The organism is Vibrio sp. OPT46 (assembly GCF_015163535.1).
Classification (GTDB): domain Bacteria; phylum Pseudomonadota; class Gammaproteobacteria; order Enterobacterales; family Vibrionaceae; genus Vibrio; species Vibrio alginolyticus.
Genome location: NZ_JADDYG010000298.1, coordinates 74622 through 92034, shown reverse-complemented (window position 1 = coordinate 92034; position 17413 = coordinate 74622). Strand labels below are relative to the sequence as shown.

Sequence of the window (17413 nt, the reverse complement as noted above, 5' to 3'; positions counted from 1 at the left end):
AGGAGTTGAAAGCATGGACTAAAGTTATCCATTCAGTGCCTTCACAAGACACCTAGTTTAGGGAGCAATAAACGAGCATGTATTATCGGGCCACAAGAGCGGTCGAATTCACTTACGTTTGCATCATATCGTTCTTTGGCTTATTAAATTATGGGCTGCAGTAAGTGTTTGGTTCAAATAGGATTTGTTGTCGTGACGATTATCAGACTGGTTATCAGACTAATGCCAGTATGATGCCACCAACGGTAAGTGCCGCAGAAAGGTATTGACCCGCAGAATATGAGCCATCCTCTTCTTTCTCGATTTTATCGGGGTGATCCATGCCAAGCGCACCATGTGTGAAAGATTCGACCTTTTCACCAACAGATTTATCTTCTGCTTCTATTTTTTTGCTGTCGTGCTCGATTTGTTGCAGAGCGGCAAGTAGCGCTTTGCCTTCGGTCGAAAGCGTCACCTTATTGTGTTCGACTTTCAGCGGCGAAGCACTAGTTTCTTCTTGTGCAATACTTGCTTGTTTAGAGGCGACAGGTTGTTTGGCATAGCTATTAACAGAAGTGCTTCCTACTGGATTCATCGAATACTCCTTGGAACATCGACACTCGGTCACTGAGTGCGGGTAAAAAGCAGTTATATTTTTATCGGCGGCAAAGTTTATTTCTGAAGCTATTTGGATAAAAACAGGTCTGCTTTTGCCGCTTCTAGTTTCTATTGGTGATCATTAGCAAAAAATAGACCAGCAGGAAGCAGACCCTTGTCACTCGATGAACTCGGAGCGGTGTGATGATGCAACGCAACGGCAAGGTAGTAACTTAAATTGAAGACCAGCTACTTACATTGAAGATCGTTATTGCGTTTAGTTAGATGTTGATATGCCGCCATGCGGTGAGCATCTTGTACATACCGTACTGGTGGTGCGAGAACCTCTAACTGATAGTCTGTATTATCAGAAAGCACGTTATCTGTTGGGCTAATTACAACCACTTTTAAGCTCGGGTTGCGGCTTAAGATTGATGCTGCCGTACCCAACCCTTGCTCGGTGTGAAACTTGCCCGCAACATGGACAATCTGAGCGCCTGGGTTGTCGTCTAGATAGCTAACGATAGATTCCGCCATAGTTTCATCCCAAGTAACTTGAGCTGCAAACTGTTTTTCCGTCTGCTCTGGCTTACCGTGATGCATGGATGCCATGAACTTTTCTTTGTACGGACTACTACCAGTGTTGATGGCTTGTGCAATGAACATCCGCTGATCATCATCGAGCTTGTTAATGTAATCTAGCCCTTGTCGACCAATGCATCGGACAATGCTCTTTGGTGCATTTGCTGCAATGATCGGGAGATTTTTCTGCTTAGCAAACTCCACGAGAGGGCGATAGTCGCTTTCATAATTGGGCCAAGCGTTGGCTTGTTTCATTAAGTACTGTTCGCCGATCTCCCCACGTAGGTAAGCGTCAACAACAGGTTGTTTGTCGCGGGTAAATTGTTCCATAGATAACGCGAGTGAGCGGTCGTAGGACGTAAGTTGTTTGAGCATATCGGTTTGAAAGCGATGAACGCCGGCGTGTGTGTGCCATTCACCAATAAGAATGACATCTGCTTGTTGCAGCTCAATTGGCAGTTTGCTTAGAGCGATGTGCTCGCCAGAAGGGGTGTATAGTTGGTAGTCGTACAAACTAGTGACTTCCGCTGAGGTTGCGTGAGAGTTGGTGTGCGTATATGAAGAGCAACCAGTAAGTAAGCCTGCAAAGAGCAAGCTCAAAGTAGAAAAGCGCATTGAAAAGCCTCCAAAAATGTCCGGATGATATTAATGGAGGCTGAGCAATGAATCAATATAAATGATAACTATTTGCGTTTGTTGTTTTTTTGACTTATTAATTGAGTGTTTTTTTGCGATATACACGCAACATAAAATCAGCCTCACATTGGAAAAGTGTAGCGGATTTCAACTCTTCACGAAGAGCATCGGTTGCTTTCCATGCGAATGGCGTCATTTGCAATAAATCGATTGCGGCTCCGTTTTTCAAGTCCATAACATAGTTAAGATGCTGCTGGTGCTCTAATTCAAACCCTTCAATATGTTCTGGTTCTTCATTGTGAAGACGAACTTCTTGATAAATGCGCTCACGCAGTTGGTATAAGTGGCGGCTAGCAGGAGTAACCGTGACAACAACGCCGTCGTTTTTTACAACGCGCTGCAGCTCCTCAGCTTTACACGGGGCATAAATGCGCAAAATGGCATCTAAGGATTCATTTGCGAAGGGAAGTCGGTGACTAGAAGCCACACTAAAGTTGCAGTGCGTGTAACGCTTCGCCGCGTAACGAATGGCAACTTTGGAAATGTCTAAGCCATAAATCGTGGCATGGTTCGCTTGTGTTTCTATCGTCTTTTGTACTTGATCTGTGTAGTAACCTTCACCACAACCAATATCTAATAATTGATGGGTGCTCCCCTCAGTGTATGTTGCACACAGCTGCGCCACTTCTTGGCGCATTGGGTTGTAGTAATCTCCTTCGAGGAATCGACGACGAGCTTGCATCATCTCTTTGTTGTCACCAGGATCTTTAGAACGTTTGTGGTGCGCTGGCATCAAGTTAACGTAGCCTTCTTTTGCTAAGTCAAACTGATGATTGTTTTCGCACTTAAACGTTTTTTCATTTAACGCTAGGGCTTGGTGGCATAGAGGGCATTGATAGTTCATGACGATCTCGAACAGAAAGTAGGGCGGCAAATTCTATCAAAAAGCGTGGTATCAAGTGAAACAAAAAGAGCCGACTGGGTCGGCTCTTATTAAGTATTAGTGGAAGAAGTCGACTTGCTCTTTCAAGTTTCGTGCTTGTTGTTGAAGTTCAATGGCACTTTGCGAGGTTTTTGCGCTCGTGTTGCGGCTTTCTCGGTTAAGTTCACTGATAGAATGGGCATTTGCTGCAATTTCTTGTGAAACTTGAGCTTGTTCTTCTGAAGTCGCTGCAATGGCGTCGGCTTGAGAGGCTATCGACTGCACTTGTACTGCGATGGCTTCTAATGCTGTGCCCGCGTCTTGTGCTTTGTCCAAGACCTGGTTTGCACTGCGTTGGCTGTCTGTCATCATATTAACTGCATTATGAGTCGACCCTTTTAGTTTCTCGATAATTTCCACGACATCCTGAACTGAGCTTTGGGTTCGGTGCGCAAGTGTGCGCACTTCATCTGCTACAACTGCGAAGCCACGACCTTGTTCACCTGCTCGTGCTGCTTCAATGGCGGCATTCAAGGCAAGTAAATTGGTTTGCTCAGCAATTTCATCAATCATTTTAGTGACGGTTTGAATACTCTCGCTATCGCGATTTACTTGCTCGATAGCCGTTGCTGATTGATCCAATTGATCGTTAAGTTGAGCAACGTCGATACATACGCCTTCAACAATCGCGAGACCAGACTGGCTATCGGTATTTGCTGAGCGTACGTTTTCCGCAATGCTTTCGACTTGTTGTGCGACAGATTGAGCGGAAGAGGCCATTTCTTCAATCGCTGTCACAACTTGCTCGACTTCTTGTTGTTGTCGGTCGGCTTGGGTCAAATTGCTATGTGCATCGTTGGCAACGCTGGTGGAGTTGCTCTCCACTAAGTCGCTTGTTGAACGGATCTTACCGACAAGTTCATTGAGCTGACTTGCCATACTGGCGACACCCGAGCTCAGGTTCGTAATTTCATTCTTTGATGCTTTACGAGACGCTGGGACGCTCAAGCTGACTTCGCCGCCGGCTAAGCGAGTCATGTATGAGTTTAGAGTCGTGAGAGGTTGTAAGCTGTGATTCAAGAAAAGTGTCAGTACAACAAAAGTAATGATTGCCGCTACCGAAGAAATGATGGCAATGAGTGTGAGAAGCGTGTCGCTACCTTTTGTAACTTCTTTGATAAATGTACCGCCTAGCAGTTTCCAGTTCCAACCTGGAACCTCTGTGTAGACAAGATACTTTTCGCCTACGTTACCTTGGTACTCGAAAGGGTAGCGAATTAATCCACTAGATTGTTCGAAAATCTGGCCAAAAGGCTTGTGACCATTGTAGTCGGCGACTTCTAGTATTGACGAATCTGAGCCGCTTTTTGCTGGATGAAGTAGGTATTTACCAAGATTGTTTTCGTCGTTATCAACGATAATGGTGTAACCAGTGTCGCCCCATTTTATCTCTTCGAGTGCATCGAATAAGGTTTGTGTCGCTTGGTCTACTGGTAAGCCAATAAACGATAGGCCTGCTACCTTTCCTGTCGCATCTTTGATTGGGGCATAGTAGGTAATGTAGCGCTCGCCATACAATTTAATTTGAGCGTAATACGGTTGTCCTGCTTTAAGTTGCTGATAACCAGGATGGTTGATGCCTAGCGTGGTTCCGACCGCTCGCTGACCTTGTGGATCTTTTAGGGAGGTGGACACCCGAATAAAGTCGTCACCCAATGGTGCGAATAGCGTTGCTATAGCGCCGGTATCACGTGTGAAACTGTCGACCAACTTGGTGTCATTAATTAAGCTTTCACTGTATTGAGTGATGTTTGGTACTTCATGTCCCATGAAGTCAACCGTGTAATTTTCGACATAGACACCGGCAAGGTAGCCATTGCGAAAAGTAGATTCGAGGACTTTAGCGGTGTGCAGGTAAGCATCGAATTGGCCAGCAATGGTTTTTGCCATTGATTCTACTTTAGATTGGTGTTCTTTCAGTGTGCTTTCCAATAGAACATCGGAAGCGTTGCGGTAAACAAGCGCTGCAATACTGCTGAAAGCAATGAATAGACACAAAGTGATCACCAGTTTCAACTGGAATCCGACACTTTGATTTCGGTATCTCTCTAACATAGACTAATTCCTGATATTTTTATTATTTATGAGTTTTGTATCGGTATGCTATCGGTTTATATGATCAATTTTTTTGATATTTATTAATGAAACCGTCAAAAGTGACCAGTAACCAATAAGTTAGTAAAGATAGGACCATCTAAGCAGAGCTTTTATTACAAAAAAGCCGGGTATCCCCGGCCTTTATATGGTGATTCTTACTGCGCTGAAATGACAGTGACAAGTTCATGTGTCTCACCTGGTTGGAGCGTTTGACCTTGCTCAATACTTGGTGCATGAACAGCAGACTCCACACACAACATGGTTTGATAACCATCGTCAGCCATGTCACCCATGCTTTGCGCACCTTCTGCCCAAGGGTTCCATAATACTGCTGAGTTGTGGCCTTGGTTGTGTACGCTTAGCGTACGATCCAATACCGGGTCTTTTACCAAAATTTTCGCTTCTGGTTGCGTGTAAACGCGATCAATGGTGTCAGTTAGTTGTAGAACATTACCACCTTGGCATACCGCATCAGCTTTCAAGCTATCAATGTACTCGGCACCCATGCCTGTCGTTTGTGCTTGCTTAATGTCTCCAACGTTTAGGTAAGTATGTAATGCGCCAGAGAAGGTCCAAGCCTCGTCATCGATGTTCATGACTTTGAGCGTCACTTTTAGCTCATCGCCCACTTCAATCACCAAACGAGCGTCAAACATATGGGGCCAAATATCGTGGATTTCTTCTGTCGGGAACAGAGCAAGTTCAACAATCACACCGTTATGGTTCTCACGATGTTCAACCAACTCCCATTCTGCGGTGCGGGCAAAGCCGTGAGCTGGAGCAGCAATACGCCCAAACCAAGGCCAACAAATCGGAATACCACCGCGAAGAGCAGCTTTACCATCGAAGACAGCTTTTTCGCTCATCCAGATCAGATCTTCTTGACCTTCAGGCGTGAACGACACGACATGACCACCGTGTAGCGAGATGCCTGCCGTTGCTTTGTCATGAATCACTCGGATGATTTTTATCTGATCAACTTCAACGATAGTGACGTTATCAGATAGCACCGTTAGGGCTGGGAGAGTTTTTAAATCCATGTATAGTTTCCTATCGCTGGGGAGAGCTTTTAGACGCGCTTCTCACATTAAATGCAACATCGAGCCTGCATTCTCTCAAATTCCAGATACAAAAAAGGCGACCCTAGAGCCGCCTTTTCTTTAACGAAGTTATTCGCTAATTGCTAACTTTCTAATTACTTAGAGATGTGAGCGATTAGGTCTAGAACTTTGTTTGAGTAACCGATTTCGTTGTCGTACCAAGATACAACCTTAACGAATTTGTCAGTTAGCGCGATACCAGCTTTAGCATCGAATACTGAAGTGCAAACTTCGCCGATGAAGTCTTGAGATACAACTGCATCTTCAGTGTAGCCTAGAACGCCTTTTAGTTCGCCTTCAGAAGCTTCTTTCATCGCTTTACAGATGTCTTCGTAAGAAGCACCGTTAACTAGGTTAACAGTTAGGTCAACTACAGAAACGTTAGCAGTTGGTACGCGGAAAGCCATACCAGTTAGTTTGCCGTTTACTTCTGGAAGTACAACGCCTACAGCTTTAGCAGCACCAGTTGAAGATGGGATGATGTTTTGAGAAGCACCACGACCACCGCGCCAGTCTTTAGCAGAAGGACCATCTACAGTTTTTTGAGTTGCTGTAGTTGCGTGAACTGTAGTCATAAGACCAGATTCGATACCGAACTTGTCGTTAAGAACTTTAGCGATAGGCGCTAGACAGTTAGTAGTACAAGAAGCGTTAGAAACGATGTCTTGACCAGCGTAAGTGTCGAAGTTTACGCCGTTAACGAACATTGGAGTAGCGTCTTTAGAAGGACCAGTTAGTACAACTTTTTTCGCGCCAGCAGTGATGTGCTTACGTGCAGTCTCGTCAGTTAGGAAAAGACCAGTTGCTTCAGCTACAACGTCAACACCGATTTCGTCCCATTTTAGGTCTTCAGGGTTGCGCTCTGCAGTAACACGTACAGTTTTACCGTTAACGATTAGGTTACCGCCTTCAACTTCAACAGTACCGTTGAAACGGCCGTGAGTTGAGTCATACTTAAGCATGTATGCCATGTAATCTACATCGATAAGGTCGTTAATACCTACTACTTCGATGTCGTTGCGCTCTTGCGCTGCACGGAATACGAAACGACCGATACGGCCAAAACCGTTAATACCTACTTTGATAGTCATTATAGTTGCTCCACAACTTAATTTCTGATTAAAGATAACTGGTAGTAAAATTACAGAATCCAGTAAACATCTGCAAGTGATAATCGGACTTAACTTGTTTAAAGTCAAAAAAAAGCGACGCTTTTTTTAACAATTCTTTGCAAATGTACGTTTTTTAAACTTTTAACTGATTCTTCTGTAGCCCAGTTGGCGTAATATAACTGGTGAGATAAGTGCTCTTATCAAATTAATTACGCATGGTGTCCTGGTGAGAAAGTATGTGCTACAACTGTTAAGAGAAGCAAGTTTTTTGCTAAAAAAGTCAATACCAAGAACAGTAAATAAGGAGCCGAAAGTCGTGGAACAAAGCGGGAAAAAAGTGACGAAGTCAGATGAACAGTGGCGTGAGCAACTGTCTGATGAAGAGTTCCGTGTTTGCCGAGAGCAAGGTACAGAGCCTCCTTTCAGCGGTAAGCTACTGCATAATAAGGAAACTGGTGTTTATGCTTGTACTTGTTGTAATGCCCCTCTCTTTGTCTCTGATAACAAGTATGACTCTGGCTGCGGATGGCCAAGTTTTGATGCGCCTATCAACGATCAAGCGGTGCGTTATTTAGAAGATCTAAGTCACGGAATGGTACGTACAGAGATTCGTTGTGCAACGTGTGATAGCCATCTAGGGCACGTTTTTGAAGATGGCCCACAGACCACAGGAGAGCGTTTTTGTGTTAATTCTGTGTCGTTAATTTTCAACAAATCAGAATAATAACGACAAAATTGTGCTCGAGATTGTTTTATCCTTTCAGGATGATTCATGCTCAACAGTGATCTGAGTGTCGCTCGACTTAAATAAAAACTCCCGCTCATTGCGGGAGTTTTTCGTTTATATCTCACTGGGTATCATTGCTGGGGAATAGATACCTTTCTCTATGGCTTTCGCCACCGATTCGGCTAATTCATCCAACTGCTTATATCGCTCTGGATGACTGAAATTGAACATACGTTGGAGCTGCTTTTCATCAGCAAGCGGTACGTCGAATCTCTTCGCGACCATTGCCCATAGATACGCTTGCTCTTTGTCTCCAAGCCCCTGATGAATACTTGCCATTGACTTGAGAATGACCGGATTGATGTTGTCTTCATCAGATAAAGACAACGCGTTATTAAGAAGCTCCAGGGTTTTCTTGGTATCTCGGTTGGTATAAAAAGTGGCTAATGCATATTGCATCTCAGCATTATTTAATTGGGGAGACCCTTCCATTTGTAAAAATGCGCGCCGAGCTTGAGTATCTCCCGTTTGAGACCATAAGAAATACAAAGTAGCCGGGTCTTCTGAGCCTTTTAACTCGTTTACGATGCGCTCTAGCTCATCAATACTGTGTACCAATGCATTAAAGCGTTGTCTTTTGAGAGCACTTTGATCAATAGGGGTGATCTGGGAGGCGAGTTCTAAGCATTTCCTATACTCAGCGACCAGACCGTATTCGATGATTTGGTTGGCCTCTGATGGGTTTTTCAATTGCTCAAACCGATGCCAAACCAAATTTGTTCTTGGAATTCGACATTGGCCGTCATCCATATTGAGCTGCTCGCAACGCAGCTCTGGTGTTTTTTGGCACAACTCTTCGGTTGTCACGTTACCTTCAAAACAGCCCGATAGCGCAAAACATGCGAGGCTGAGAAGTAACCAGTTTGTTCTTTTCATGGCTTTGCTTGTGATCCGTTACACCAATTCATTTTCGTATTCTTGACTCAGTTTCTTAACCCGTTATGTTCTGTAAATAGAATGTAATAAGAAGGTACACTATGGACGCAGAACAACTATTACAAGCGATGACTCCAGAAGTTTATGATCGCTTAGTCTATGCAGTAGAAACGGGAAGATGGCCTGAGGGTACAACACTTTCTAAAGAGCAGCGAGATTCGTGTATGCAAGCTGTGATGTTGTATCAATCAAAACATAATACTGATGCGCAGCATATGACGGTTGCAGCCGGTGGTGAAATCAGTTTTAAATCAAAACAAGAGCTTAAAAAACAATTCAGCGGAGAAGAGAGCGATATTGTTCGTGTCAATCCGAACATTGATTAATCCTTACGCCTTATTTCTCAAAATTTTATTATTTTGATTTTGAAAGAAAAAAGCCCAAATTGTATTGGGCTTTTTAGATCGTAGAAAGCTTGAACTTACAGGCTCATTTCACCACGCAGTACTTGTTGCATTCTCTCTTTTACTTCTTCGTAAGAAAGGTTTTGGCTTAGAAGGTAGTGTAGTTTTGCCAGCGCCGCTTCGGGCGTCATGTCAAAGCCACTGATAACACCAGAGTCTGCGAGAGCACAACCTGTGGCATATCCGCCCATATTCACTTTACCTGCCAAACACTGAGTTAGGTTTACGACAATAACGCCGCGCTCAGAGGCTTCTTTCAGGTGACCAAGCAGCTCAGGGTTCTGAGGAGCATTACCGACACCAAAAGTCAGAAGAATCATCGCATTCACGGGCTGACGAAGCGTGTTGCGGATAACTTCGTGTGAAATACCAGGGTACATGGTGATCACACCGATTGGTTGTGGCGTGATGTTGTGAACCTTAAACTCACCTTCTGGTTGTGCACCAACGGTTACGCTGTTGCTAACTTGAATATTGATCCCAGCTTCCAATAGTGGAGGAAGGTTTGGTGAAGTAAAGGCATTAAAACCGTCTGCATGAGATTTTGTACTGCGGTTACCACGCATCAATTGATTATTGAAGAACAAAGTTACTTCGTTGATCGGGTAGTTTGCCGCAATATGTAGCGCGTTTAATAGGTTTGCTTGGCCGTCAGAACGCAGCTCTGCGAGAGGGATTTGTGAACCCGTTACAATCACTGGCTTACCAAGGTTTTCAAGCATGAAAGACAATGCGGACGCTGTGTACGCCATGGTGTCAGTACCATGTAGGATAACGAAACCATCGTATTTGTCATAGTTGTCACGAATATCATTCGCAATCTGCTGCCAGTCAGCAGGTGTCATATCTGATGAGTCAATCAGAGGGTCGTATTCGTGGATGGTGTAATCCGGCATTTCAGGACGATGGAATTCGGGCATGCTTGCTAATTGCTTTTCCATAAAGCCAGCAACAGGCACATAGCCGTGGTCGGATTTTTGCATTCCGATGGTACCACCGGTGTAAGCGATGTAGATGTGTTTTCTAGTCATCGTTTTTTCTTTCGTGTAGGGGAACAGAGGCGGGGATTATATACCTAAATAACCTTGAGATGCGAGGCTATACGCACAGCATCAGAAAGTCATCTGAGGAGATGCAAAGCCTAATAAAAAGGGCACTTCAAGTAGAAGTGCCCTTTGTAATATTGATGGAAAAACTACTGCACTTGGCAGTTCAAACAAAATGCGTATTGACCTTTAGGATCGTTGAAGCTTTGGAGCAAGCTTGCGTCTTGTTCGAATTGTTGAGCTACGGGTTGAAGACTTTTTGGTAGCAAGCTTGTTGCATCAATACCTAGAGAGACTTTTACCTGTTTCATAAACTCTTGTAGAAATAGTTCAGTAGGTGAAAGAGGCTCTTCTACCCAGTAAATGCCGTAATCGGTTACGTTCGCTAGTTTCGCCGCTAGCTCTACAGCATCATCAAAGTCACCCATTTGATCGACAAGACCAAAGGATAGTGCATCTTGGCCAGTCCAAACTCGACCTTGAGCAACTTTGTCAACTTCCTCTAGAGACATATCGCGATTCTCGCCAACTAGAGAAATAAAGCGCTTGTAACCGTGCTCGATACCTAACTGGAACACTTGAGACGCGCCCTCAGAAAGGCCAGTGGTAATACCGTCACCTGAGAACGGCGATGTGCCAACGCCATCAGTATTAATACCTAACTTGCTAAAGCCTTTTTCAAACGTGGTGATGACACTAAATATACCAATGGAGCCCGTCAGGGTTGTTGGCTGAGCAACGATTTTGTCTGCGCTCATTGAAATCCAATAACCACCAGAAGCGGCCAAACTCGACATGGATACAACAACCGGCTTACCTGCTTGCTTCAGAGCTTCTACTTCGTTACGAATCACTTCAGAAGCAAAGGCACTGCCTCCTGGACTATCTACTCGTAACACGACCGCTTTCACTTTTTCATCATTGCGTGCTTGACGCAGCAAGCTTGCGACCGTGTCACCACCAACAGTTCCGCGAGGTTGTTGACCGTCCATAATCGCGCCACTGGCTAGAACAACGGCGATGTCGTGTTGAGGTAGTGTGTAATCAGGACGAATCGTTGCAAGGTAGTCGTAGTAACCAATCGCGTTGTAGCTGTCTTTGCCGTCGCTACCAAACTGTTTTGCAAATAGAGTGCGAATGTCTTGGCGTGTCGCGAGTTCATCCACTAGCCCCAATTTGACTGCGAGCTGAGCAATATCGCCATTTACAGACTTCATCTCGTTAATCAGCTCATCCATGGTTGGATTAAGCACTTTCGCATCAATGTTTCGGTTTGTTGTTACGTCATCAACAAAAGCACTCCATAATTGAGTAACCCAACGTGTTGCTGACTCTTTCGCCGCATCGGACATGTCATCACGAATAAAAGGTTCGATAGCGGATTTATAAGTACCTACGCGAAAAACATGAGTAGAAACGTCAAGCTTTTCAAGTAACGTTTTGTAGTACATTGAGTAAGCGCTGTAACCTTTAATCAATACACCACCATCAGGTGCCAGATAAACTTTGTCAGAGTAACTTGCCAAGTAATATTGGCTTTGGTTGTAGAAATCACCTACGGCGTAAACGGGTTTGCCTGACGCTTTAAATTCGTTCAACGCTTTCGCGATGTAACGTAGTTTCGTGAGATTTGTTTCTGGCATGTCTCGTAGTGCTAGCACTAATCCAGACACTTTAGGATCGTCTTTCGCGTAGCGAATAGTATCAACGATATCGAAAAGGACGTTTTCTTTCGGTAACTCATTACCCAAAAGGGAACCAGCAAAAGAGTCCATTGGGTTTACATAACGTCTTTGTTCGACAATTGGGCCTGAAAGGTTCATCACCAATGCAGATTCTTTTTCGACGACAGGTTGACCGTCTCCGGTATAAGTAAAGGCAAAGTAGAAAACGGCAATCATCAGCAAGAAAATTAGGTTTGCCAGTGCGAGTCTGATGAAAGTGATACTTTTCCATATCCCTTTAAATATCAAACCAATAAATTTGAAGAGTTTTTTCATCTTGTCTCCATAACGAGATAGTTACGCCGAGTCTAACAAAGTATGGGTTCTTATCTCTAAGATCTCAAAAGATAACATTTTTTTAGCTTATCACGACCACTCAACAATTGGCATATTTTCACACGAGATTGATCGGTGTTACAAAAATGTAAACGCTTGTTTGATTTTTTGGTTGAGCAGGCTTAATCTGGTCAGACCATGATAATAACAATGGATGTTAAGTGATGTCTGCCATGTACCCAAACCTATTAAAGCCACTGGACCTCGGTTTCACACAATTACGAAACCGAGTTCTGATGGGATCAATGCACACTGGCTTAGAAGAGCACAAAGAAGGATTACAGAAGCTCGCGGCTTTTTATGAAGAACGCGCGAAAGGCGGTGTCGGACTGATTGTAACCGGAGGTTTTTCTCCTAACTTACGCGGTCGTTTACACCCGTTGAGTGCTGAATTCAGCAAGCCAAAACATGCTAAAGCCCATAAAGTTGTGACAGAAGCGGTGCACAAGCACGGTGGTAAAATTGCGTTGCAAATTCTCCATGCTGGGCGTTATGCAATGCATCCATTCTCGCAAAGTGCATCTGGCATTAAAGCGCCAATTGCAAAGTTTGCTCCGAGTGAAATGAGCGACCGCCAGATAAAGAAAACCATCGACGCGTTTGCTAATAGTGCGGAGTTAGCACAGCTTGCTGGTTATGATGGCGTCGAGTTAATGGGCTCGGAAGGTTACTTGATAAACCAATTCTTATGTAAACGTACTAATATGCGTTACGACGAATGGGGTGGCAGCTATAAAAAACGTATGCGTTTTCCGCTAGAAATTGTTAAAGCGGTACGCAAGACGGTAGGTGACAAGTTCATCATCATCTTCCGTCTTTCTATGCTGGATCTTGTCGAGCAGGGCAGCACTTTTGAAGACGTTATCGAATTGGCGAAAGCACTTGAAGAGGCTGGCGTCACGATTATTAATACGGGTATCGGTTGGCATGAGGCTCGAATTCCGACAATTGCGACTCAAGTACCACGCGGTGCGTTTACATGGGTTACGGAAAAAGTTAAACCTCACGTTTCGGTTCCTATTATCACTTGCAACCGTATAAATACGCCAGATGAAGCAGAACGTATTTTATCTTCAGGTCATGCCGACATGGTTTCGATGGCGCGCCCATTCTTGGCCGATCCTTACTTTGTTGCTAAAGCCGAACAGGAAAAAGCGCAGCTTATTAATACGTGTATTGGTTGTAATCAGGCGTGTCTAGATAACGTGTTTAAAGGTAAGCGCGCCAGTTGCTTAGTGAACCCTCTAGCGTGCTATGAAACCGAAATTGTTGTTGAACCAGCCTTTAAAAAGAAAAACATTGCAGTTGTTGGTGCTGGACCTGCGGGCTTGGCTTGTGCGACCACACTGGCTGAACGTGGCCATAAGGTTGATTTGTTCGAAAAGAACGACCGCATCGGTGGTCAGTTCCGTCTTGCGATGCAGATCCCTGGTAAGGAAGAGTTTCGAGAGACGATACGATATTTCGCTAACCGTATTGATGAAACAGGCGTGAATCTGCACTTATCGACGGAAGCGAACTATGACTTACTCACAGAGTACGATGAGATAGTGATGGCATCGGGTGTTGAGCCACGTAAAGTCAATATTGATGGAATTGATAACCCAGAGAAAGTCGTCGACTATCAAACTCTCATTCGAGACAAAACGCCAGTCGGTGAGAAAGTGGCTATCGTTGGTGCTGGTGGCATTGGCGTAGATGTCGCGACCATGCTCACAGAGCCAGTTGGACAAACGTTGGATGACTGGTTGCATGAATGGGGAATCGACAAGGAGATGTCTCAGCCGGGTGGTTTATACCCTTACCCTGATGCGGTTAGCGATAAAGAAGTCTGGGTACTTCAGCGTCGTAAAGGTCGTGTAGGTAAAGGTCCGGGTAAAACGACAGGTTGGATCCATAAACGTACCCTTGAAAAACGGGGCGTACATTTAGTCGGTGGTGTGTCTTACGATAAAATTGATGATCAAGGTTTGCACATTCATGTAGATGGAAAAGAACAATTATTGAACGCGGACAAAGTCGTCATTTGTGCGGGGCAAGAGTCTGTTCGTCCATTTGAAGATAAATGGTCTGAACTCGGAGAGAAGATTCATATCATTGGCGGAGCTGACCATGCGGGTGAACTTGATGCTGTGCGTGCGATTCGTCAAGGTGTTAAATTGGCGGTAAAACTCTAGCCTTTTAATGTGTGTTTACCATAAAAGCTGCGCTTTGAGCGCAGCTTTTTTGTATAGAACTAGTCACTGATATCTGGCAGTTGTTTGGCCATTACCACGCCAGCAAAAGTAATAAAAGAGAACACTAACACCACAGCTGAAAGGCTCAAGAAGTTCGACATAACACCAAGAGAGCTCATTAGAAGCAGCATTATCCCAACCACTGTGTTACTCACGGCTACATAGCTCGTCCGTTTGTCACCTTCTGCGATATCAACTAAATAGGTTTTTCGTCCGACTCGTATTCCGTCGTGGGCAATACAAACACAAAAGTAAAGCAGAGGAATCACGAATAGGAAGCTTTGGCTAGCGGTGACCCATGTATCGTAAATAAATAACACAACACCAAGTAGCGCGCTCATCATTGCGCCTATGACCATCACACTGCGGCTGGAGCGATCGGACATTCTTCCCCAGAAAGGACCTGACACAAAGGAGGCTAAGCCACTCGCAAACATAAAGAGAGCTAGCACCCAGAGCTGTCCACCCAGAGATTGCTGTGCCAGCACAACGTAGTACGGTGCACTCAGCGCAGAACATAAAAATAGTGTCCGCGTGATAACGAATCGACGAAAGGTCACGTCTGTCTTAAGTAACGCGAGTTGTTTAAATGCTTCGAGGACGCCATTTCGACCACCGTCTACCTCACCGGCATACTCATTAATTCGCGCATAGACGAATGCCGCGATGAGCCATATGACGCCCGCTAAGCCTAAACTCAGACCGTAAAAGCGCTCTGTCGGCTCTACGTCCCATAACCAGGCTAGTGCCAGAAGGCTCGCGAAAAGCAGCGTAACCAGGCCAGCAGCGCTTGAAGACCAGCCGTTGACTTGACCTCGTTGGTTTTTAGGGATGGTTTTGCCCAATACATCTTTTGATGCGACGGAATTTAAACCGCGTGAGAGGCTGAAGATCACAAGGCATGCAATCACACCATAACCCGCAGCTGCTCCTGTTAGAGTTAATGCGACCAATCCGATTGCAAATATGGAAAGAGCCTGCAAGATACTGCCAATTACCCAGACCCATTTTCTTACTGGAATGCGTCGGATGTAGTGCGCGATGCTAAGTTGTGGGATAAGGGATCCTGACTCACGAATAGGAACCAGCCAACCAATTAAGTAAACCGGAGCCCCGAGACTTTGTAGTATCCACGGCAACGTGACTTTAGGATTGATTAACGCATCGCCGACTTTCGTTAAAAACTGAGCGAGAATGATTTTAAGAAAGTTGCCGGGAACTTGATGACAAGCTGATTCAGGAATCGCCTTACAGGCACGGGCATCTTCGTCATTAACGATCTTTTCGTAAATGCTGTTTTGTTTGTCCTTGTTCATCAACCTGCCTATGTTCAACTTATTCATTTCGCGAATAAATTAACATTAAACCCAGATTGATGTTAAGTGAAGCACGTTATCAAGCCCACAGAAAACCGGTTGTTATTCGCAGGAGCAGATTGTGCTAAAGTGGCGTAAACAAAATAACAACGATATTCAATAAGGATTCTTTCATGGACGCTCTCGATCTTTTGCTCAATCGCCGATCTATCGCGAAGTTATCCGCGCCTGCACCAGAAGGTAAAGCTCTTGAGAACATCATTCGTGCTGGCCTTCGTGCGCCTGACCATGCGGGATTAACCCCTTGGCGTTTCGTTATCGCACAGGGCGATGGTTTGAAAAAACTGTCAGATATCTTGGTAAAAGCGGCAGAAGCTGAAAATAGTGATGAAGCGGTGGTCGAAAAGGTAAAGAATGCCCCATTTCGCGCACCAATGGTGATCACGGTGATTGCTAAAGTAACAGAACATGAGAAAGTACCAGCACTAGAGCAACACTTATCTGCGGGATGCGCTGTACAAGCGATGCAAATGGCAGCCGTAGCGCAAGGCTTTCAAGGGTTTTGGCGCTCAGGTAAGTGGATGTTCCATCCAGAAGTTCATCAAGCATTTGGTTTAGAAGGTGACGATGAGATTGTTGGTTTCTTGTACTTAGGCACGCCTGGTTGTACACCGATGAAAGTTCCTGAGCGTGACCTTTCTCAGTTTGTTGAATTTCTATAACTGAAAACTTAAATAAACTGACTGTTTATTTATACAGTTTTTCTTGATTTATTAGGGCTACATTCGTTAATGTGGCCCTAATTATATTTATTTCCAAAACGTTATGTCTCGTCTGTTTATTGCTGAAAAACCAAGCTTAGGCCGTGCGATTGCCGCTGCACTGCCAAACCCTCAAAAGAAAGATCAAGGATTCATCCGCTGTGGGAACGGGGATATCGTTACTTGGTGTATCGGCCATTTGCTCGAACAAGTCGAACCTGACGCTTACGATGAGCGTTATAAAAAGTGGAATATGGCAGATTTACCAATTGTTCCGCAGCAATGGCAGCTCAGACCGAGGAAAAGCGCAAGTAAGCAATTAACAGTGATTCGTAAATTGCTCAAAGAAGCTAACGAAGTCATTCATGCAGGAGACCCAGATCGAGAGGGTCAGCTGTTAGTTGATGAAGTTCTGGACTATTGCAAGTTATCTAAAACCAAGAAGGAATCCACACAGCGTTTGCTGATTTCCGACTTGAACTTACCTGCGGTTAAACGCGCACTCAGTTCTATGCGCAGTAATCGCGAGTTTATCCCACTTTCAGTTTCTGCATTGGCCCGCTCTCGGGCTGATTGGCTGTATGGTATGAACATGTCTCGTGCTTATACCTTGCTTGGTCAAAAAGCAGGGTATCAAGGTGTTCTCTCGGTAGGGCGAGTGCAAACGCCAGTTCTTGGCTTAGTGGTGCGTCGTGATGAAGAAATCGAAAACTTTGTCCCGAAGGACTATTTTACCCTACATGCTCTGATCCCATATCAAGATGCCAATGGTACTTTTGAT

General features: G+C 44.7%; 15 protein-coding genes. 5 read left to right on the top strand and 10 right to left on the bottom strand.

The features are described from left to right. Nucleotides 1-214: 214 nt before the first annotated feature. From IQR33_RS13870 to gap, 6 genes are all read right to left on the bottom strand, one after another. Nucleotides 215-574, bottom strand: coding sequence for a hypothetical protein (locus IQR33_RS13870; RefSeq protein ID WP_053349598.1), 360 nt, complete (start codon nt 572-574; stop codon nt 215-217). 251 nt (nt 575-825) lie between these two features. Further along, complete coding sequence (locus tag IQR33_RS13865; protein WP_193837630.1) at nt 826-1773, bottom strand: ChaN family lipoprotein; 948 nt, start codon at nt 1771-1773, stop codon at nt 826-828. Between the two features lie 97 nt (nt 1774-1870). Continuing rightward, complete coding sequence (gene rlmA, locus IQR33_RS13860) at nt 1871-2698, bottom strand: 23S rRNA (guanine(745)-N(1))-methyltransferase (protein ID WP_005380691.1); 828 nt, start codon at nt 2696-2698, stop codon at nt 1871-1873. 96 nt (nt 2699-2794) lie between these two features. Next, nucleotides 2795-4831, bottom strand: coding sequence for a methyl-accepting chemotaxis protein (locus tag IQR33_RS13855; RefSeq protein ID WP_193837629.1), 2037 nt, complete (start codon nt 4829-4831; stop codon nt 2795-2797). 197 nt (nt 4832-5028) lie between these two features. Further along, nucleotides 5029-5913 carry a D-hexose-6-phosphate mutarotase gene (locus tag IQR33_RS13850; RefSeq protein ID WP_005384929.1) on the bottom strand — a complete coding sequence of 295 codons (885 nt, stop codon included), beginning with the start codon at nt 5911-5913 and terminating at the stop codon, nt 5029-5031. A gap of 155 nt (nt 5914-6068) precedes the next feature. Continuing rightward, complete coding sequence (gap, locus tag IQR33_RS13845; protein WP_005380697.1) at nt 6069-7064, bottom strand: type I glyceraldehyde-3-phosphate dehydrogenase; 996 nt, start codon at nt 7062-7064, stop codon at nt 6069-6071. Nucleotides 7065-7401: 337 nt separating this feature from the next. On the opposite strand from gap, the gene msrB reads away from it, so the two are divergent. Beyond that, complete coding sequence (gene msrB / locus IQR33_RS13840; RefSeq protein WP_005380698.1) at nt 7402-7809, top strand: peptide-methionine (R)-S-oxide reductase MsrB; 408 nt, start codon at nt 7402-7404, stop codon at nt 7807-7809. Between the two features lie 117 nt (nt 7810-7926). Here the strand turns inward: msrB and IQR33_RS13835 are convergent, their stop codons facing one another. After that, nucleotides 7927-8748 (bottom strand): DUF2989 domain-containing protein, encoded by an 822-nt coding sequence (locus tag IQR33_RS13835; protein ID WP_017821139.1) that lies wholly within the window; start codon nt 8746-8748, stop codon nt 7927-7929. A gap of 101 nt (nt 8749-8849) precedes the next feature. Between IQR33_RS13835 and IQR33_RS13830 the strand changes: the two genes are divergently transcribed. Continuing rightward, nucleotides 8850-9134 carry a YeaC family protein gene (locus IQR33_RS13830; protein ID WP_005380700.1) on the top strand — a complete coding sequence of 95 codons (285 nt, stop codon included), beginning with the start codon at nt 8850-8852 and terminating at the stop codon, nt 9132-9134. A 95-nt stretch (nt 9135-9229) separates the two neighbouring features. Here the strand turns inward: IQR33_RS13830 and ansA are convergent, their stop codons facing one another. Both ansA and sppA read right to left on the bottom strand, forming a co-directional pair. Beyond that, entirely contained in the window at nt 9230-10243 is a 1014-nt protein-coding gene (gene ansA / locus IQR33_RS13825) for an asparaginase (RefSeq protein ID WP_017635822.1), read from the bottom strand. 164 nt (nt 10244-10407) lie between these two features. Next, nucleotides 10408-12258 (bottom strand): signal peptide peptidase SppA, encoded by a 1851-nt coding sequence (gene sppA / locus IQR33_RS13820; RefSeq protein ID WP_064368684.1) that lies wholly within the window; start codon nt 12256-12258, stop codon nt 10408-10410. Nucleotides 12259-12482: 224 nt separating this feature from the next. Here sppA and IQR33_RS13815 point away from each other — a divergent pair, with 224 nt between their 5' ends. After that, nucleotides 12483-14495 (top strand): NADPH-dependent 2,4-dienoyl-CoA reductase, encoded by a 2013-nt coding sequence (locus IQR33_RS13815; RefSeq protein WP_053306674.1) that lies wholly within the window; start codon nt 12483-12485, stop codon nt 14493-14495. Nucleotides 14496-14554: 59 nt separating this feature from the next. Here the strand turns inward: IQR33_RS13815 and IQR33_RS13810 are convergent, their stop codons facing one another. Next, complete coding sequence (locus IQR33_RS13810) at nt 14555-15871, bottom strand: MFS transporter (RefSeq protein ID WP_053306673.1); 1317 nt, start codon at nt 15869-15871, stop codon at nt 14555-14557. Nucleotides 15872-16044: 173 nt separating this feature from the next. Here IQR33_RS13810 and IQR33_RS13805 point away from each other — a divergent pair, with 173 nt between their 5' ends. Beyond that, nucleotides 16045-16593 (top strand): NAD(P)H nitroreductase, encoded by a 549-nt coding sequence (locus IQR33_RS13805; RefSeq protein WP_005380711.1) that lies wholly within the window; start codon nt 16045-16047, stop codon nt 16591-16593. Between the two features lie 103 nt (nt 16594-16696). After that, nucleotides 16697-17413, top strand: a 717-nt coding sequence (locus tag IQR33_RS13800) for a DNA topoisomerase (protein WP_265575788.1), incomplete at its 3' end; no start/stop codon positions are given.